A 12,916-nucleotide genomic window follows, 5' to 3' on the forward strand; every position below is an offset into this window, starting at 1 on the left:
TGGGCCGGAAGCCTCCCGGCGTTGCGTTGAACCGCATCCTTCACCGGCCCTGACGCCTAGAGCGTTTTGCTTTCAGCGTAACGCTCTAGGTCTATGTTTTTTCGAGCGATTTCACGCGATTGAGTTGCCGCTGCCGCGTCAACTTAGTCGCATATCGCTCTTGAGCGTGATGCTTTCAGCGTAACGCTCTAGGTCTATGTTTTTTCGAGCGATTTCATGCGATTATGTTGCCGCTGCCGCGTCAACTTAATCGCTTATCGCTCTAGCTTGATCGCGCGCGTTCACGCGAGCACGGTGGTGACAACCGGCGGGTTGCGCAGGGTTTGCAGGATGACGCAGTAGCGTTCGGTGGTGGCGATCAGACGCTCGAGCGTCGCGGCATCGGCGGTGGTGTCGAGATCGAAGCGGAGCGTGAGATCCGTGATGCCGACCGGGGCGGCGCGATCGATCGCGAGCGTGCCGCGCGCGTCCCACGTGGCCTCGGCGGTGATGGTGCCGCCGGTGAGGCTGACGCCCATGGCGGTGGCGACGGCGCTGAGCGTGACCCCGGCGCACGCGATGAGCGCTTCGAGCAGCATGTCGCCCGAACAGGCGAGCGTGCCATCCCCGCCGACGGCGGCGTGGAGGCCGGCGGTGATCGTGCCGTGCGGCTTGTCGATGTGGCAGACGATGCGCCCCGGCTCGATCCGGCCGACGGCACGCGCCGGAATGCGGGCGGCGGCGGGATTGTCGCGGTAGGATTGCTTGAGCGGCGCCTGAAGGGCGCGGAGATCGGCGGCGTTCATCATGGCATCCTCCGGACGGGCGGGTGATTCGGGCTGCGGCTGGATCATGGCCCGGATCATGAAGATAACGCCAGGCCCGCAACGGCAACGCGCGGCCCACCGGCATGAGGCCATCCGGCGCGCGCGTTCACGTCAGAATCGCCTCTCGTGCCCGGGTCGCGAGAACATCCACCCGCTCGTTCATCACATCGCCGGCGTGGCCGCGCACCCAGAGCCATTCGATATCGTGCGGCTGTGCGGCGGCCAGAACGCGTTGCCAGAGGTCGTAATTCGCCACCGGATCGCCCTTGGCGTTGCGCCAGTTGCGCCGCACCCAGCCGGAATGCCAGCGGGTGATGCCATTGCGCAGATATTCGCTGTCGGTGTGCAGCCGCACCTTGCAGGGGCGTTTGAGCGACTCCAGCGCGCAGGCGGCGGCGGTGAGTTCCATGCGGTTGTTGGTGGTCGCGCGTTCGCCACCCGAAAGCTCGCGCTCATGATCGCCAAAGCGCAGCACGGCGGCCCAGCCACCGGCGCCGGGGTTGGGTTTGCAGCCACCGTCGGTCCAGATCTCGACGCGTTTGCCCGGTTCAGAGTCCATAATCGGCGGCCGAACGGGTCTGGGCGTGAAAGCGCAGGCGGCGATAATAGGGCATGGGGTCCTTGCGGGTAACGAGGGCGCCCTCGGGCGTGTTGATCCAGTCGTAGAGCCGCGTCAGCAAAAAGCGGATCGCCGCACCCTGACAGAGCACCGGCAGTGCCGCGATTTCCGCCTCGCTCAACGGGCGGATGTCCTGATAGCCGCGCAGCAGGGCGCGGGATTTGGTGATGTTGAAGCTCAGGTCCGCCTCGAAACACCAGGCGTTGAGACAGATCGCGATGTCATAGGCAAAGAAATCGGTCGCGGCGAAATAGAAATCGATCAGGCCGGAAATCACGCCATCGAGGAAAAACACATTGTCGGGGAACAAATCGGCATGGATCTGGCCGCAGGGCAGGGTTTGCGGCCATTGCGCCAGAATATCGATGAGGGCGGTGGCGAGTTCGCCGCGCCAGCCGGGCTGCACCTGATCGGCGCCGGGGCCGCAGCGGTCCAGCAGCGGTCGCCAGCCGTGCGGACCGAGCGCGTTGACGCGTTCGGCCGGATAATCCGCCCCGGCGCGATGGAGCCTGGCGAGGGCTTCGCCGAGCGGCGCGCAATGGGCGGCGGTGGGCCGGCGCGGCCAGATGCCGGGCAGGAAGGTGGTGATGGCGGCGATCTTTCCGGCCAGCGGATTGAGATTGGCCCCGTCGCGCGCGCGCACCGGCAGCGGGCAGGGCAGGGATTTCGCCGCGAGATGCTCCATCAGCCCGAGAAACCACGGCAGTTCGGCGGGATCGACCCGTTTTTCATACAGCGTGAGGATAAAATCGCCTGTGGTGGTGCGCAGCGCGTAATTGCTGTTCTCAACCCCTTCGGCGATGCCGCGAAACGCGACGACGCGGCCGATCGCATAGCGTTCGAGAAACTGGGTCAGCGCATCGTCGGTGACTTCGGTATAGACTGCCATAGGCGGCGGAGATGACCGATCCATGTTTTGATGGCAAGGGAGGGGGGATTATTCTCCAGGAGATGCTCGTGACCAGATATGCCCGGTTTATCGTTCTGCTCGCCCCGATCGGCCTTGCGGCCTGCGCCGGCGGCAAGGCGCCCGCGCTGTACTGTCCGCAGGTGGCGGTGCTGCAGCAGGCGAGCCGGATGGTGCTCACGAAGGGAGACTCCGATGATGTGGCGGCGCAAACGCTCGACGCAAGGATCACCGGGGTCGCGGGTCGTTGCAGCCATGCCGGCAAATCGATGGAGATGGTGAAATTCCGGATCGGCTTCGCCGCGACCAACGGCCCGGCCTCGCGCCTCGCGGTGCAGACCCTGCCCTATTTCATCGCGATCGTGCAGGGGGATCACATCATCAGCAAGCGCGTGTTCGCGGTGCGGTTCGACTTCAGGAACGGCGCGGATCAGGCGGTGGCGACCACCACGCCGATCAAGCTGAGTTTTCCGCGCGCGCCGCGCAGCGGGGCGCAGCAGGTCCTGGTCGGGTTTCAGATGAACGCGGCCGAACGCGAGCGCGCCAGCGGGGCCGCGGCGGCGCGATGAGGGCAATCGCGACCGACCCTGTCGAGGTGATGCCCTATCACGCGGGCATGGAGTATTTCGATTGCCTGAGCCGGCTGCACACCGCGCTGGCGCCGCAGCGGTATCTGGAGGTGGGGGTGTGGCGCGGCGAATCGCTGGCGCTCGCGCACGCGGCGAGCATCGCCATCGATCCGCATTTCCGGCTCGACCGGAACGTGATGGCGGGCAAGTCCGCATGTCATCTGTTCCAATGCGAGAGCGATGCGTTTTTCGCCGCGCAGGACCCGGTCGCTCTTCTCGGCGGCCCGATCGATGTCGCCTTTCTCGACGGGATGCACCGGTTCGAGTTTCTGCTGCGCGATTTCGCCAATGCCGAGCGGGTGTGTCATCCGGGCGGCGCGATCGTGCTGCATGATTGCCTGCCGATCGATCCGCGCATCACCAACCGCGATCAATCCGAGGATCTGCGCCGTGACGCGGTGGTGCCGGGGTGGTGGGCCGGGGATGTCTGGAAAGTCCCGGTGCTGCTGAAGCAGTTCCGCCCGGACCTGCGGATGGTCGCGTTCGATGCGCCACCGACCGGATTGATCGTCATCACCAACCTCGACGCCGCCAATTGCACCCTGAACCTCGCCTATGACGCCATGGTGGACGCGATGATGACGGTCGACCTCGCCGATTACGGCACGCGGCGATTGTTCGACCTGCTGGCCCCGCACTCGACCGCCCTGTTCGATCATCCGCAAGCGTTGCGCGCGGCGCTGTTCCCCGGCACCGCGCTGAACATCGGTGCCGCGCCATGAGCGGCGCCGCGCTGATCACCGGCGGCGCCAAGCGGATCGGGGCGGCGATGACCCGCGCGATCGCCGCGCGCGGGTGGCCGGTGGTGATCCATTATCGTCATGCGGCGGCCGAGGCGGCGGCGCTGGCGCGCGAGATCATCGAGGCCGGTGGGGCGGCCCATGCGATCGAGGCCGATCTGGCGGATGAAGCCGCGGTCGCGGCGCTGCTGGGGCGGGCCGAGGCCCTCGCCGGGCCGATCACCGTGCTGGTCAATAACGCCTCGCATTTCACCTTCGATCAGGCAGCGAGCGTGACGCCGGCATCGATCGCCGCGCATATCGCGCCCAACCTGACCGCGCCGGTGGTGCTGGCGCGCGACATGGCGGCGCGGATCGGGGCGCGCCACGGGGTGATCATCAATATACTCGACCAGAAACTCGCCAATCTGAACCCGGATTTCTTCGCCTACACGCTCTCGAAAGCAGCGCTGGCGGCGGCGACGGAAATGCTGGCGATGGCGCTGGCGCCGCGCATCCGGGTCTGCGGCATTTCACCGGGCCTGACCCTGATCGGCGCCAATCAGAGCCCGGATAATTTCGTGCGCGGCCAGCAGGCGACGCCGCTGCGCCACGGTTCGGCGCCCGAGGACATCGCGCGCGCCGTCCTGTTCATTCTGGAAACCCCCTCGATCACCGGCACGACTCTCCTGGTCGATGCCGGCGAGCACCTGATGCGGCGGCAGCGCGATGTGTCGTTCAACGCCGCATGATCCGGCGGATCAGCCGTGCCACCGGCAGCACGGCGCGCAGCGCGCGGGGACCGTCCGGCCAGGTCAGGGTGAGGGCGAGTTGCGCACAGCGCGCCGCTTCGGGTTCCAATCGGGCAATCAGCTGTTCCCGCTGCTCGACCGTCAGGCGCAGGGCCGCGATGAGCGCGGCCTGTTCGGCGATGGCGTGATCACGCGCCGCGATGATCGCATCGCGCGCGGCGAGCGCGTCTTCAAGTACGGCGATCCGCTCCTGACGGTGGGCCACCATGCTGCGCAGCACGGCCGCCATCGTCGGCGGCGGGGGGGTCTCGATGTCCATGGCGCCAGCTTACACGCGTGGCGAACACGATGAAACCACAACTTCTGGTCGATGCGCGCTGCCTGCAACTGCCCGATTTCGCGCGGCGGGGCATTGGGGCGCATCTCGCGACGATGTTGGCCTCCCCATTGTCGCGCGCGTTCCACGTGACGCTGCTGTTCGACCCGGCGCTGCCGATGCCCGATCCAGATCTGGCAGCGCTGGGCGACGCGGCGACCACGACCGCCTATGCCGCCAGCCGGTCGGACGCGGTGTTTCTGCAACCCGCGCCGTTCGCAGCACCGCCCGGGCGGATCGCGCGGCTGCTGCGCGCGCCGGAATGCCGCAGCGTGGCGGTGGTGCATGATTTCATCCCGCTCGACCTGCCGCAGGTTTACCTGACGACCCAATCCGCGCGCAGGACCTATGCCGCCGGACTGGCCGCGCTGCGACGCTACCGGCATTTCCTGCCGGTCTCGCACGCAACGGCGCGGCGCTTGCGGGCAGCGATCCCGCATGGCGCCGGGCATTGCGACGTCACCGGCGTTGCGGTGCGCGCCGGTCTGGCCTGCCCGGCGCAGACGCCGCCTCCAGGGTTTGGCGCGCGCTCCGGCATCGTGGTGGTGGCCGGGGATGATCCGCGCAAAAATCCCGAGATCGTGCTGGCGGCGGCGCTTGGCACCGCGATCACGTTCGTCGGCATCCACGACCCGGCGGCGCAGGCGCGTCTGAGCGATCTGCATCATCGTTATGGCGGTGCCGGCGCGGCGCTGCGGTTCATGCCACGCATGAGCGACGCGGCGCTGGCGGCGCTCTACGCCGGCGCGCGGCTGATGATCGCCCCGTCTCGCGCCGAGGGGTTTTCGATGCCGATCATCGAGGCGATGGCCCAAGCCACGCCGGTGCTGGCCGCCGATGAACCCGCGCAGGCGGAACGGATCGCCGCCGAGGATCGTTTCGCGCCGGATGACGCGGCCGCGCTGCGCCACAAGGCCATGCGCCTCCTCACCGATCCGCTCGCATGGCAGGCGGCGCAATCGCGCCAGAGCGGGTCCTGGCGCGATTTCACCGAAGCCGCGGTGGCGGCGCGGTTCTGGGCACCGATCACCGCGATGCCAGCGCACCCGGGGCTCGCGTCACCGGCCGTGCGGCGCGGCGCGGCGCCACGCCTCGCGGTTCTGACGCCGCTGCCGCCAACCCCGTCGGGCTGCGCCGATCATAGCGCGGCCCTGCTGGCGGCGCTGGCGGATCACGCTTGCGTCACGGTGTTCAGCGATACCGCGGCGCCGATCGTGCCGCCGGGGGTGAATTTCGGCGGGCGGGCCGAGGCCGGCGTGATGCGCGCGCCTCGCTTCGATGCGATCGTGGCGGTCCTGGGCAATTCGCCGGTCCATGCCACGGAAACGCGGCTGTTGCTCGATTATGGCGCGGCGGCAATTCTGCACGATGCCCGGCTGAGCGGCCTCTACCGGGCTGGTTTCGGCGCCGCGCGGGCGCTGGGCGTTGCCGCCGCCGAGCTGGGACGCGACGTCACCCAAGCCGAGCTTGACGCCTGGGAGCGAGAGCAAATCCACATGCCCGCCCGGTTTCTCGGTGAAATCGCCGCCGCCGCGACGCCGCTGATCGTCCATGCGCGCGAGACGGCGGCATTCCTCGCGGCGCGGTCCGGCATCGTGGCGCGGATGGTCCCGTTCGCGCCCTATCGCGTGCTCGATGAGTCGCAACTGACGCCAGCCGCCCGCGCCGCGGCCCGCGCCCGGCTCGGCATCGCTGAGGATGCCGCGCTGATCGCGAGTTTCGGCCACGTCCACCCCGGCAAGGACCCGGAAACCCTGATCGCCGCCTTCGGCCTGATCGCGGCCACGCGGCGCTGTCGCTTCGCGCTTCTGGGGTCGGGCAACCCCACCCTGGTCGCGTCTCTCCGCGCCTCAGCCGAGTCGCGCGGCATCGCCCCGGCGGATCTGATGCTCGGCCCGGCGGTGATCCCGGAATCGATCTATCGGGATTATCTGGCGGCGGCCGATGTCGCGGTGCAACTGCGCCGCGCCCCACCGGGCAGCATTTCCGGCGCGCTGGCCGATGCGATCGCCGCGGGTCTGCCGTGCGTGGCGGCGGCAACCCTGGTCGCGGCGCTCGATCCGCCCGCCTATGTCACGCCGGTCGCCGATGACGCCGAACCAGCGGCGATCGCGGCGGCGATCGGCGCCGCGCTCGACGGCGATCGGGCCGCCATCCCGGCGCTCCGCGCCGATTTCATGACGCAGCGTAGCATGTCCCGCTATGCGCAGGCCGTGCTCCAGGCGGTGATCTCCTGACACCCACCCATCGCGCAACTCAAGCTTGTCTCACCCCGCTTGTTTCGCCCCGCTTGTTTCACATCGTCAGTCATCCTATTTTCGGGCTATGAACGACCAGACATCGAATGCCGAGACCGAGGCAACCACCGAAACCGCCGGCGAGACGGCGCCCCCGCGCGAGTCCGAGCGGATCACCCAGCTCGAGGCCGAGTTGGGCGAATATCGCGACAAATGGCTCCGCGCCCAGGCCGAAATGGAGAACCTCCGTACCCGTACCCGCCGCGATGTCGAGGAGGCGCGCCTCTACGCGGTGCAGAAATTCGCCGCCGACGTGGCCGAAACCGCCGAGAATCTGCGCCGTGGCCTGGATACCCTGCCCCCCGCGGCACCGAACGAGCCACCGTTGCTGACCAAGATGCGCGATGGTTTCGCCGGAGTCGAGCGCAGCTTCGTCGCCATGCTGGAGCGCAACGGCGTCAAGGCGGAGGAGCCGGTCGGCGCCGCGTTCGACGCCAACCGCCATCAGGCGATGTCCGAGCAGGAAACCACCGACGCGCCACCCGGCACCGTTCTGCAAGCGTGGAGCCGGACCTGGACGTTGAACGGTCGCTTGCTCAAACCCGCCATGGTGGTCGTCGCCAAAGCACCGGCGGCGCGTCCGCTCGACATCGAAGCGTAATGAATTGTTAACGGTTCGGGGTTAAATTCCGGCCCGTTGATGCGAAAACCCTTGTGCCCTGGGGTTGGGTTCAATACATAAAGGGTGTGAAACAAAAGGGATGCGCCCGATGCTTCGGGTCCGGCGCCTCCGCTGCAAAGGAGAAGTTTCTATGAGCAAGGTCATCGGTATCGACCTCGGAACCACCAATTCATGCGTCGCGATCATGGAGGGCAAGGATGTCCACGTGATCGAGAACAGCGAGGGGGCGCGCACCACGCCCTCGATGGTCGCCTTTGCCGAAAACGGCGAACGGCTGATCGGCCAGTCGGCCAAGCGTCAGGCCGTCACCAACCCGACCAACACGCTCTATGCGGTCAAGCGCCTGATCGGCCGCCGCTATGACGACCCGACCGTCGAGAAGGACAAAACCCTGGTGCCGTACGGCATCGTGCGCGGCGATAATGGCGATGCCTGGGTCGAGGCGCGCGGCCAGCGTTACGCGCCGAGCCAGGTGTCATCCTATATCCTGACCAAAATGAAGGAAACCGCCGAGGCCTATCTCGGTGAAACCGTCACCCAGGCGGTGATCACGGTGCCCGCGTATTTCAACGACGCGCAGCGCCAGGCGACCAAGGACGCCGGCAAGATCGCCGGGCTGGACGTGCTGCGCATCATCAACGAACCGACCGCGGCGGCGCTCGCCTATGGTCTCGACAAAAAACACGCCGGCACGGTCGCGGTCTACGATCTCGGCGGCGGCACGTTCGACGTTTCGGTGCTCGAACTGGGTGACGGCGTGTTCGAGGTGAAATCCACCAATGGCGACACGTTCCTCGGCGGCGAGGATTTCGACCAGCGGGTGATCGATTATCTGGCGGCCGAGTTCCAGCGCGAGCAGGGTATCGATCTGCGCAAGGATAAGCTGGCCCTGCAACGGCTGAAGGAAGCCGCCGAGAAGGCGAAGATCGAACTGTCCTCCTCGAAGGAAACCGAGATCAACCTGCCCTTCATCACCGCCGACGCCTCGGGGCCGAAGCACATGGTGATGAAACTGACCCGCGCGAAGCTGGAAAGCCTGGTCGATGACCTGATCGAGCGGACTCTCGGCCCGTGCCGCGCCGCGTTGAAGGATGCCGGCGTCACCGCCGGTGAAATCAACGAGGTGATCCTGGTCGGCGGCATGACCCGCATGCCCAAGGTGATCGAGGCGGTGAAGCAGTTCTTCGGCAAGGACCCCGCGCGCAACGTCAACCCCGACGAGGTCGTGGCGATCGGCGCCGCGATCCAGGGTGCGGTTCTGCGTGGCGACGTCAAGGACGTTCTGCTGCTCGACGTGACGCCGCTGTCGCTGGGCATCGAAACCCTCGGCGGCGTGTTCACCCGGCTGATCGACCGTAACACAACCATCCCGACCAAGAAGAGCCAGACCTTCTCCACGGCGGACGACAACCAGACCGCCGTGACCATCAAGGTGTTCCAGGGCGAGCGCGAGATGGCGGCGGATAATAAAATCCTCGGCCAGTTCGACCTGATGGGCCTGCCCGCCGCCCCGCGTGGCGTGCCGCAAATCGAGGTGACCTTCGATATCGACGCCAACGGCATCGTCTCGGTCTCCGCCAAGGACAAGGCGACCGGCAAGGAGCAGCAGATCCGCATCCAGGCGTCCGGTGGTCTGTCGGAGGCCGATATCGAGCGGATGGTCAAGGATGCCGAGGCCAATTCCGCCGCCGACAAGGCCAAGCGCGAGCTGGTCGATGCCCGCAACCAGGCGGATGGCCTGGTCCACCAGACCGAGAAATCCCTGAAGGACAACGAGGGTAAAGTGTCCGCGCAGGATAAGGGCGAGGCCGAGGCGGCGATCGCCGCGGCGCGCTCCGCGCTCGAGGGCAGCGATCTCGCCGCGATCAAGGCGGCGACCGATCGGTTGACCCAGGTGGCGATGCGGATCGGCGAGGCGATGTACAAGGCGCAGGCCGAAGCGGCGGCGGCGCCGGGTGCCGAGGCCGGCGCCGGCAAGCCGGCCGATAATGTGGTCGACGCCGAGTTCGAGGATGTCGACGACAAAAAGAAATCCGCGTGATCGCAACCGCGGCGCGGTCGTGAATCGGATGTCCCGGGTCAGTGATGGCCCGGGACATTGTTGTTGACTCGAAGGACGGGGTTGAGCCAGAGCCATGGCGAAGACGGATTATTACCAGCTTCTGGGCGTTCAACGCGGCGCCTCCGCCGATGAACTGAAAAAAGCCTATCGCAAACTCGCGATGCAGCATCACCCGGACCGCAATCCGGGCGACAAGGCGGCTGAGCAGAAATTCAAGGACATCAACGAAGCCTACGACGTTCTGAAGGACGAGCAGAAACGCGCCGCCTACGATCGCTTCGGCCATGCCGCGTTCGAGAACGGCGGCCCAGGACCCGGCGGCTTCGGCGCCGGTGGTTTCGGTTTCGAGGGCGGCATCGGCGACATTTTCGAACAGATGTTCGGCGAGGCGATGGGCGGGCGGCGCGGCGGTGGCCGCAGCGAGCGCACCGGCGCGGATGTGCGCGCCGCGGTCGAGATCGATCTGACCCAGGCTTTCGCCGGCACCAAGGTCGATGTGCGGGTCGCCACCCGGGTCGCGTGCGACGCCTGCAGCGGCACCGGCTCGTCGGACAAGCAGGCGGCGGCCGATAAATGCCCAACCTGCGGCGGCGCCGGCCGGGTGCGCGCCCAGCAGGGGTTCTTCGTGGTCGAACGCACCTGCCCGACCTGCGGCGGCAGCGGGCGGACCATCCGCAACCCTTGCCGTGTCTGCGCCGGTGCCGGCACGGTGCCGCGCGAGCGCAACCTCTCGGTCGCGATTCCCGCCGGCGTCGAGGATGGCACGCGGATCAGGCTCTCCGGTGAGGGTGAGGCGGGTGGCAAGGGCGCGGCGCCGGGCGATCTCTACGTCCATGTCGCGATCCGGCCGCATCCGATCTTCCAGCGCGATGGCGCCAATGTGTTCTGCCGGGTGCCGCTGCGCATGGGCCAGGCCGCCCTCGGCGGCGAGATCGAGGTCCCGGCGATCGATGGCTCGCGCGCGCGGGTGAAAATCCCGAGCGGCACACAGACCGGCGATCAGTTCCGCCTGCGCGGCAAGGGATTTTCGGTGCTCCGCAGCACGCAGCGCGGCGACATGTATATCCAGGTCGCGGTCGAGACGCCGCAGAATCTGACCAAGCGCCAACGCGAATTGCTCGAGGAATTCGAACGCGAATCCGGCGGCACCGCCTCCGGCAGTCCCGAGCACGAAGGGTTCTTCGCCAAGGTGAAGGAGTTTTTCGAGGGAATTTAGCCGGATCGGCAATCGGCGATTGGTTTAAGGGCCGGCCGCTAGTTTAAGGGCCGGCCACTAGTTTAAAGGAATGTAACAACGTATTGTCGCGCCAGAACAATAGGCTAAATACTTTGCCGGGATTTGAATAATTCTGTTCAACCGATTGGGACGAGACCGATGAGCCATACCACGAACCTCGTAGCGAACCGCGCCATCCGGCCGGTCTTGAGACCCGCCCTCGGCCTCACCGCCGCCGCGATCGCGTTGCTCGGCCTCGCCGGCTGCACCGTGGCGCCGCCGAGCGGCCCCACCGTGGTCGCGATGCCGGGGCCCGGCGTGTCCTTCGCCACCTTCCAGCAGGACGATAATTACTGCCGCTATTATGCCAGCCAGCGCAGCGGCAATGGCGGTTCGGCGGTAGCGGCGAGCCAGTCATCGACCAACACGGCCATCGGCGGCACCCTGCTCGGCACCGCGGCGGGCGCCTTGCTCGGCGCCGCCGGCGGCAATGCCGGGGCCGGGGCCGCGATCGGTGCCGGAACCGGGCTGTTGCTCGGCAGCGCCGCGGCGGGCGGCAATGCGCAGGGCGCGGCCGATTCCCTCCAGGCGCAATACAATGTCGCCTATGCCCAGTGCATGGTCGGCCACGGCAACAAAATGGAAGGCTATGCGGGCGGACCGGGTCCCTCCTACGGCTATGGCGCACCCGCCTATGCGCCGCCCGGCTATTACGCGGCACCGGGTTACTGAGCCGGCGCCCCGCGCGGGGCGCGGCCTCGGCGCGGCGCCCGTCGCTCTGACCCGGCGGCGCGCCGGCACGGATAACCGGTTCATCCCGCTGCCGGTATCGCTCTTCATCCACGCGGCGATCATCCTGTTGCTGCTCTACGCGGTGCATCGCCAGAAGCTGGCCGCGCCCTCACCTGAATCCAGCTTCGCCGTCGTGTTCCAGAACACCGGCCTGCCACACAGCGCCGCCCACAACGCAGCCCCCAAGGCACCGGTCAAGGCGCCGCCGGCAATGACGACCCTGCCGCCCCCGCCCCCGCCGGAGGCGGCACCGCCATCCGCGCAGACCGAGGTCAACCTCACCTCGCCAAGCCAGGTCCCGTTCAACCTGCCCAAAGCCGTCGTTCCGGCGCCGCCGCCGCGCACCGCGACCGTGATCCACCGCGCGCCGCCCGCGCCGCGTCGGCCGTTCATGGTGATGAACGGCATGTCGTTCGGCACCCGCCCGACCACCGTGCTCAACCCCGCCCCCGGTGCGCTCAATCTCGCCCCGCCCCAGTCGGATGACGCGCGCAACGCGCCGTCGATCCGTTTCAGAGGCAACGCCGGGCCGGATTGGGAAAGCGCCTTCAACAAATGGGTCAACCAGCATAAATACTACCCGCAAGCCGCCGCCGATCAGGGTGAGCAAGGCAGCGTCACCGTCAGTTTCACCGTGCTGCCCAACGGCAAGATCATCGATCTCCAGCTGGTCAAACGCTCCGGCGCACCGCTGCTCGACATGGCGTGGTACGGGCTGTTCCGCGGGGTCAAGGTGCCGCCATTTCCACCCGGTTCCACCGCCAAGCAGGAGCGCGTGATCGCGACGATCCATTACATCCTGATCCACTGACGCGCGCGGATGTGAACGCCATCCGCCTCGGATGGGCTGGAATCCGCCGCGCCGCGCCCCAAACTCTTCGGTGCTCGATCGTCAATTCCATCAGGAGAGTGATCATCATGACCACGTTGAAATACGGAATTCTCGCGGCTGGTTTGGTGGCACTGCCGGTGGGCGCCTGGGCGGCGACCGCCGGCGGCGCGACCCCGGCCTTCCAGCCGCTGGCCGCCGCCCGCCCGGTCGCGGCAGCCCAAGCCACCGTGGCCGGAGCCCGGACCCTGCCGATCGCCTTCACAACGGTCGCCTTCACGCCCGTCGCC

At 67.5% G+C, this 12,916-nt stretch carries 14 protein-coding genes; 10 read left to right on the forward strand and 4 right to left on the reverse strand.

The features are described 5' to 3' along the window. Nucleotides 1–281 precede the first annotated feature (281 nt). The 3 genes from ACP5E6_RS10655 to ACP5E6_RS10665 all read right to left on the reverse strand — a co-directional run bounded on the left by ACP5E6_RS10655 (nucleotide 282) and on the right by ACP5E6_RS10665 (nucleotide 2,314). Nucleotides 282–833 (reverse strand): OsmC family protein, encoded by a 552-nt coding sequence (locus ACP5E6_RS10655; protein WP_427954218.1) that lies wholly within the window; start codon nucleotides 831–833, stop codon nucleotides 282–284. Between the two features lie 79 nt (nucleotides 834–912). Next, a complete protein-coding gene (gene rnhA, locus ACP5E6_RS10660) occupies nucleotides 913–1,365 on the reverse strand; it encodes a ribonuclease HI (protein WP_427954219.1) in 453 nt (150 codons plus the stop codon). After that, nucleotides 1,355–2,314 (reverse strand): homoserine kinase, encoded by a 960-nt coding sequence (locus ACP5E6_RS10665; RefSeq protein ID WP_427954220.1) that lies wholly within the window; start codon nucleotides 2,312–2,314, stop codon nucleotides 1,355–1,357. Before ACP5E6_RS10665 ends, rnhA begins: the two co-directional genes overlap by 11 nt. A 62-nt stretch (nucleotides 2,315–2,376) precedes the next feature. Between ACP5E6_RS10665 and ACP5E6_RS10670 the strand changes: the two genes are divergently transcribed. Genes ACP5E6_RS10670 through ACP5E6_RS10680 form a run of 3 tightly spaced genes read left to right on the forward strand, consistent with a single transcriptional unit; the run spans nucleotide 2,377 to nucleotide 4,432 of the window. Then, a complete protein-coding gene (locus tag ACP5E6_RS10670; protein ID WP_427954237.1) occupies nucleotides 2,377–2,901 on the forward strand; it encodes a hypothetical protein in 525 nt (174 codons plus the stop codon). Continuing rightward, nucleotides 2,898–3,683, forward strand: coding sequence for a class I SAM-dependent methyltransferase (locus tag ACP5E6_RS10675; RefSeq protein WP_427954221.1), 786 nt, complete (start codon nucleotides 2,898–2,900; stop codon nucleotides 3,681–3,683). Before ACP5E6_RS10670 ends, ACP5E6_RS10675 begins: the two co-directional genes overlap by 4 nt. Next, on the forward strand, nucleotides 3,680–4,432 hold the full coding sequence (locus ACP5E6_RS10680; protein WP_427954222.1) for an SDR family oxidoreductase: 753 nt from the start codon (nucleotides 3,680–3,682) through the stop codon (nucleotides 4,430–4,432). The genes ACP5E6_RS10675 and ACP5E6_RS10680 overlap by 4 nt, the downstream gene beginning before the upstream one ends. Here ACP5E6_RS10680 and ACP5E6_RS10685 read toward each other — a convergent pair. Next, entirely contained in the window at nucleotides 4,419–4,751 is a 333-nt protein-coding gene (locus ACP5E6_RS10685; RefSeq protein ID WP_427954223.1) for a hypothetical protein, read from the reverse strand. The genes ACP5E6_RS10680 and ACP5E6_RS10685 overlap by 14 nt on opposite strands. Before the next feature lie 29 nt (nucleotides 4,752–4,780). On the opposite strand from ACP5E6_RS10685, the gene ACP5E6_RS10690 reads away from it, so the two are divergent. The 7 genes from ACP5E6_RS10690 to ACP5E6_RS10720 all read left to right on the forward strand — a co-directional run. Next, the gene (locus ACP5E6_RS10690; protein WP_427954224.1) at nucleotides 4,781–7,045 is read left to right on the forward strand and encodes a glycosyltransferase; all 2,265 of its coding nucleotides are present in this window, start codon (nucleotides 4,781–4,783) and stop codon (nucleotides 7,043–7,045) included. Nucleotides 7,046–7,133: 88 nt separating this feature from the next. Then, the gene (locus tag ACP5E6_RS10695) at nucleotides 7,134–7,706 is read left to right on the forward strand and encodes a nucleotide exchange factor GrpE (protein WP_427954225.1); all 573 of its coding nucleotides are present in this window, start codon (nucleotides 7,134–7,136) and stop codon (nucleotides 7,704–7,706) included. A gap of 151 nt (nucleotides 7,707–7,857) precedes the next feature. Further along, on the forward strand, nucleotides 7,858–9,768 hold the full coding sequence (gene dnaK / locus ACP5E6_RS10700) for a molecular chaperone DnaK (protein WP_427954226.1): 1,911 nt from the start codon (nucleotides 7,858–7,860) through the stop codon (nucleotides 9,766–9,768). A 94-nt stretch (nucleotides 9,769–9,862) separates the two neighbouring features. Continuing rightward, nucleotides 9,863–11,005 (forward strand): molecular chaperone DnaJ, encoded by a 1,143-nt coding sequence (dnaJ, locus tag ACP5E6_RS10705; RefSeq protein ID WP_427954227.1) that lies wholly within the window; start codon nucleotides 9,863–9,865, stop codon nucleotides 11,003–11,005. Nucleotides 11,006–11,164: 159 nt separating this feature from the next. Further along, nucleotides 11,165–11,737, forward strand: a complete 573-nt coding sequence (locus ACP5E6_RS10710) for a hypothetical protein (protein ID WP_427954228.1) — start codon at nucleotides 11,165–11,167, stop codon at nucleotides 11,735–11,737. Further along, the gene (locus tag ACP5E6_RS10715; protein ID WP_427954229.1) at nucleotides 11,700–12,608 is read left to right on the forward strand and encodes an energy transducer TonB; all 909 of its coding nucleotides are present in this window, start codon (nucleotides 11,700–11,702) and stop codon (nucleotides 12,606–12,608) included. The genes ACP5E6_RS10710 and ACP5E6_RS10715 overlap by 38 nt, the downstream gene beginning before the upstream one ends. 107 nt (nucleotides 12,609–12,715) lie before the next feature. Then, on the forward strand, nucleotides 12,716–12,916 hold a 201-nt coding region (locus ACP5E6_RS10720), incomplete at its 3' end, for a hypothetical protein (RefSeq protein ID WP_427954230.1).

It is taken from the genome of Acidiphilium sp. (genome assembly GCF_049977125.1).
In the GTDB taxonomy this organism is placed as follows: Bacteria; Pseudomonadota; Alphaproteobacteria; order Acetobacterales; family Acetobacteraceae; genus Acidiphilium.

Coding starts and splice junctions, on each gene's coding strand:
- ACP5E6_RS10710 (WP_427954228.1), top strand. CDS start 11,165: ATGAGCCATACCACGAACCTCGTAGCGAACCGCGCCATCCGGCCGGTC.
- rnhA (WP_427954219.1), bottom strand. CDS start 1,365: ATGGACTCTGAACCGGGCAAACGCGTCGAGATCTGGACCGACGGTGGC.
- ACP5E6_RS10685 (WP_427954223.1), bottom strand. CDS start 4,751: ATGGACATCGAGACCCCCCCGCCGCCGACGATGGCGGCCGTGCTGCGC.
- ACP5E6_RS10655 (WP_427954218.1), bottom strand. CDS start 833: ATGATCCAGCCGCAGCCCGAATCACCCGCCCGTCCGGAGGATGCCATG.
- ACP5E6_RS10715 (WP_427954229.1), top strand. CDS start 11,700: ATGCGCCGCCCGGCTATTACGCGGCACCGGGTTACTGAGCCGGCGCCC.
- ACP5E6_RS10690 (WP_427954224.1), top strand. CDS start 4,781: ATGAAACCACAACTTCTGGTCGATGCGCGCTGCCTGCAACTGCCCGAT.
- dnaK (WP_427954226.1), top strand. CDS start 7,858: ATGAGCAAGGTCATCGGTATCGACCTCGGAACCACCAATTCATGCGTC.
- ACP5E6_RS10670 (WP_427954237.1), top strand. CDS start 2,377: ATGCTCGTGACCAGATATGCCCGGTTTATCGTTCTGCTCGCCCCGATC.
- dnaJ (WP_427954227.1), top strand. CDS start 9,863: ATGGCGAAGACGGATTATTACCAGCTTCTGGGCGTTCAACGCGGCGCC.
- ACP5E6_RS10695 (WP_427954225.1), top strand. CDS start 7,134: ATGAACGACCAGACATCGAATGCCGAGACCGAGGCAACCACCGAAACC.
- ACP5E6_RS10680 (WP_427954222.1), top strand. CDS start 3,680: ATGAGCGGCGCCGCGCTGATCACCGGCGGCGCCAAGCGGATCGGGGCG.
- ACP5E6_RS10675 (WP_427954221.1), top strand. CDS start 2,898: ATGAGGGCAATCGCGACCGACCCTGTCGAGGTGATGCCCTATCACGCG.
- ACP5E6_RS10665 (WP_427954220.1), bottom strand. CDS start 2,314: ATGGCAGTCTATACCGAAGTCACCGACGATGCGCTGACCCAGTTTCTC.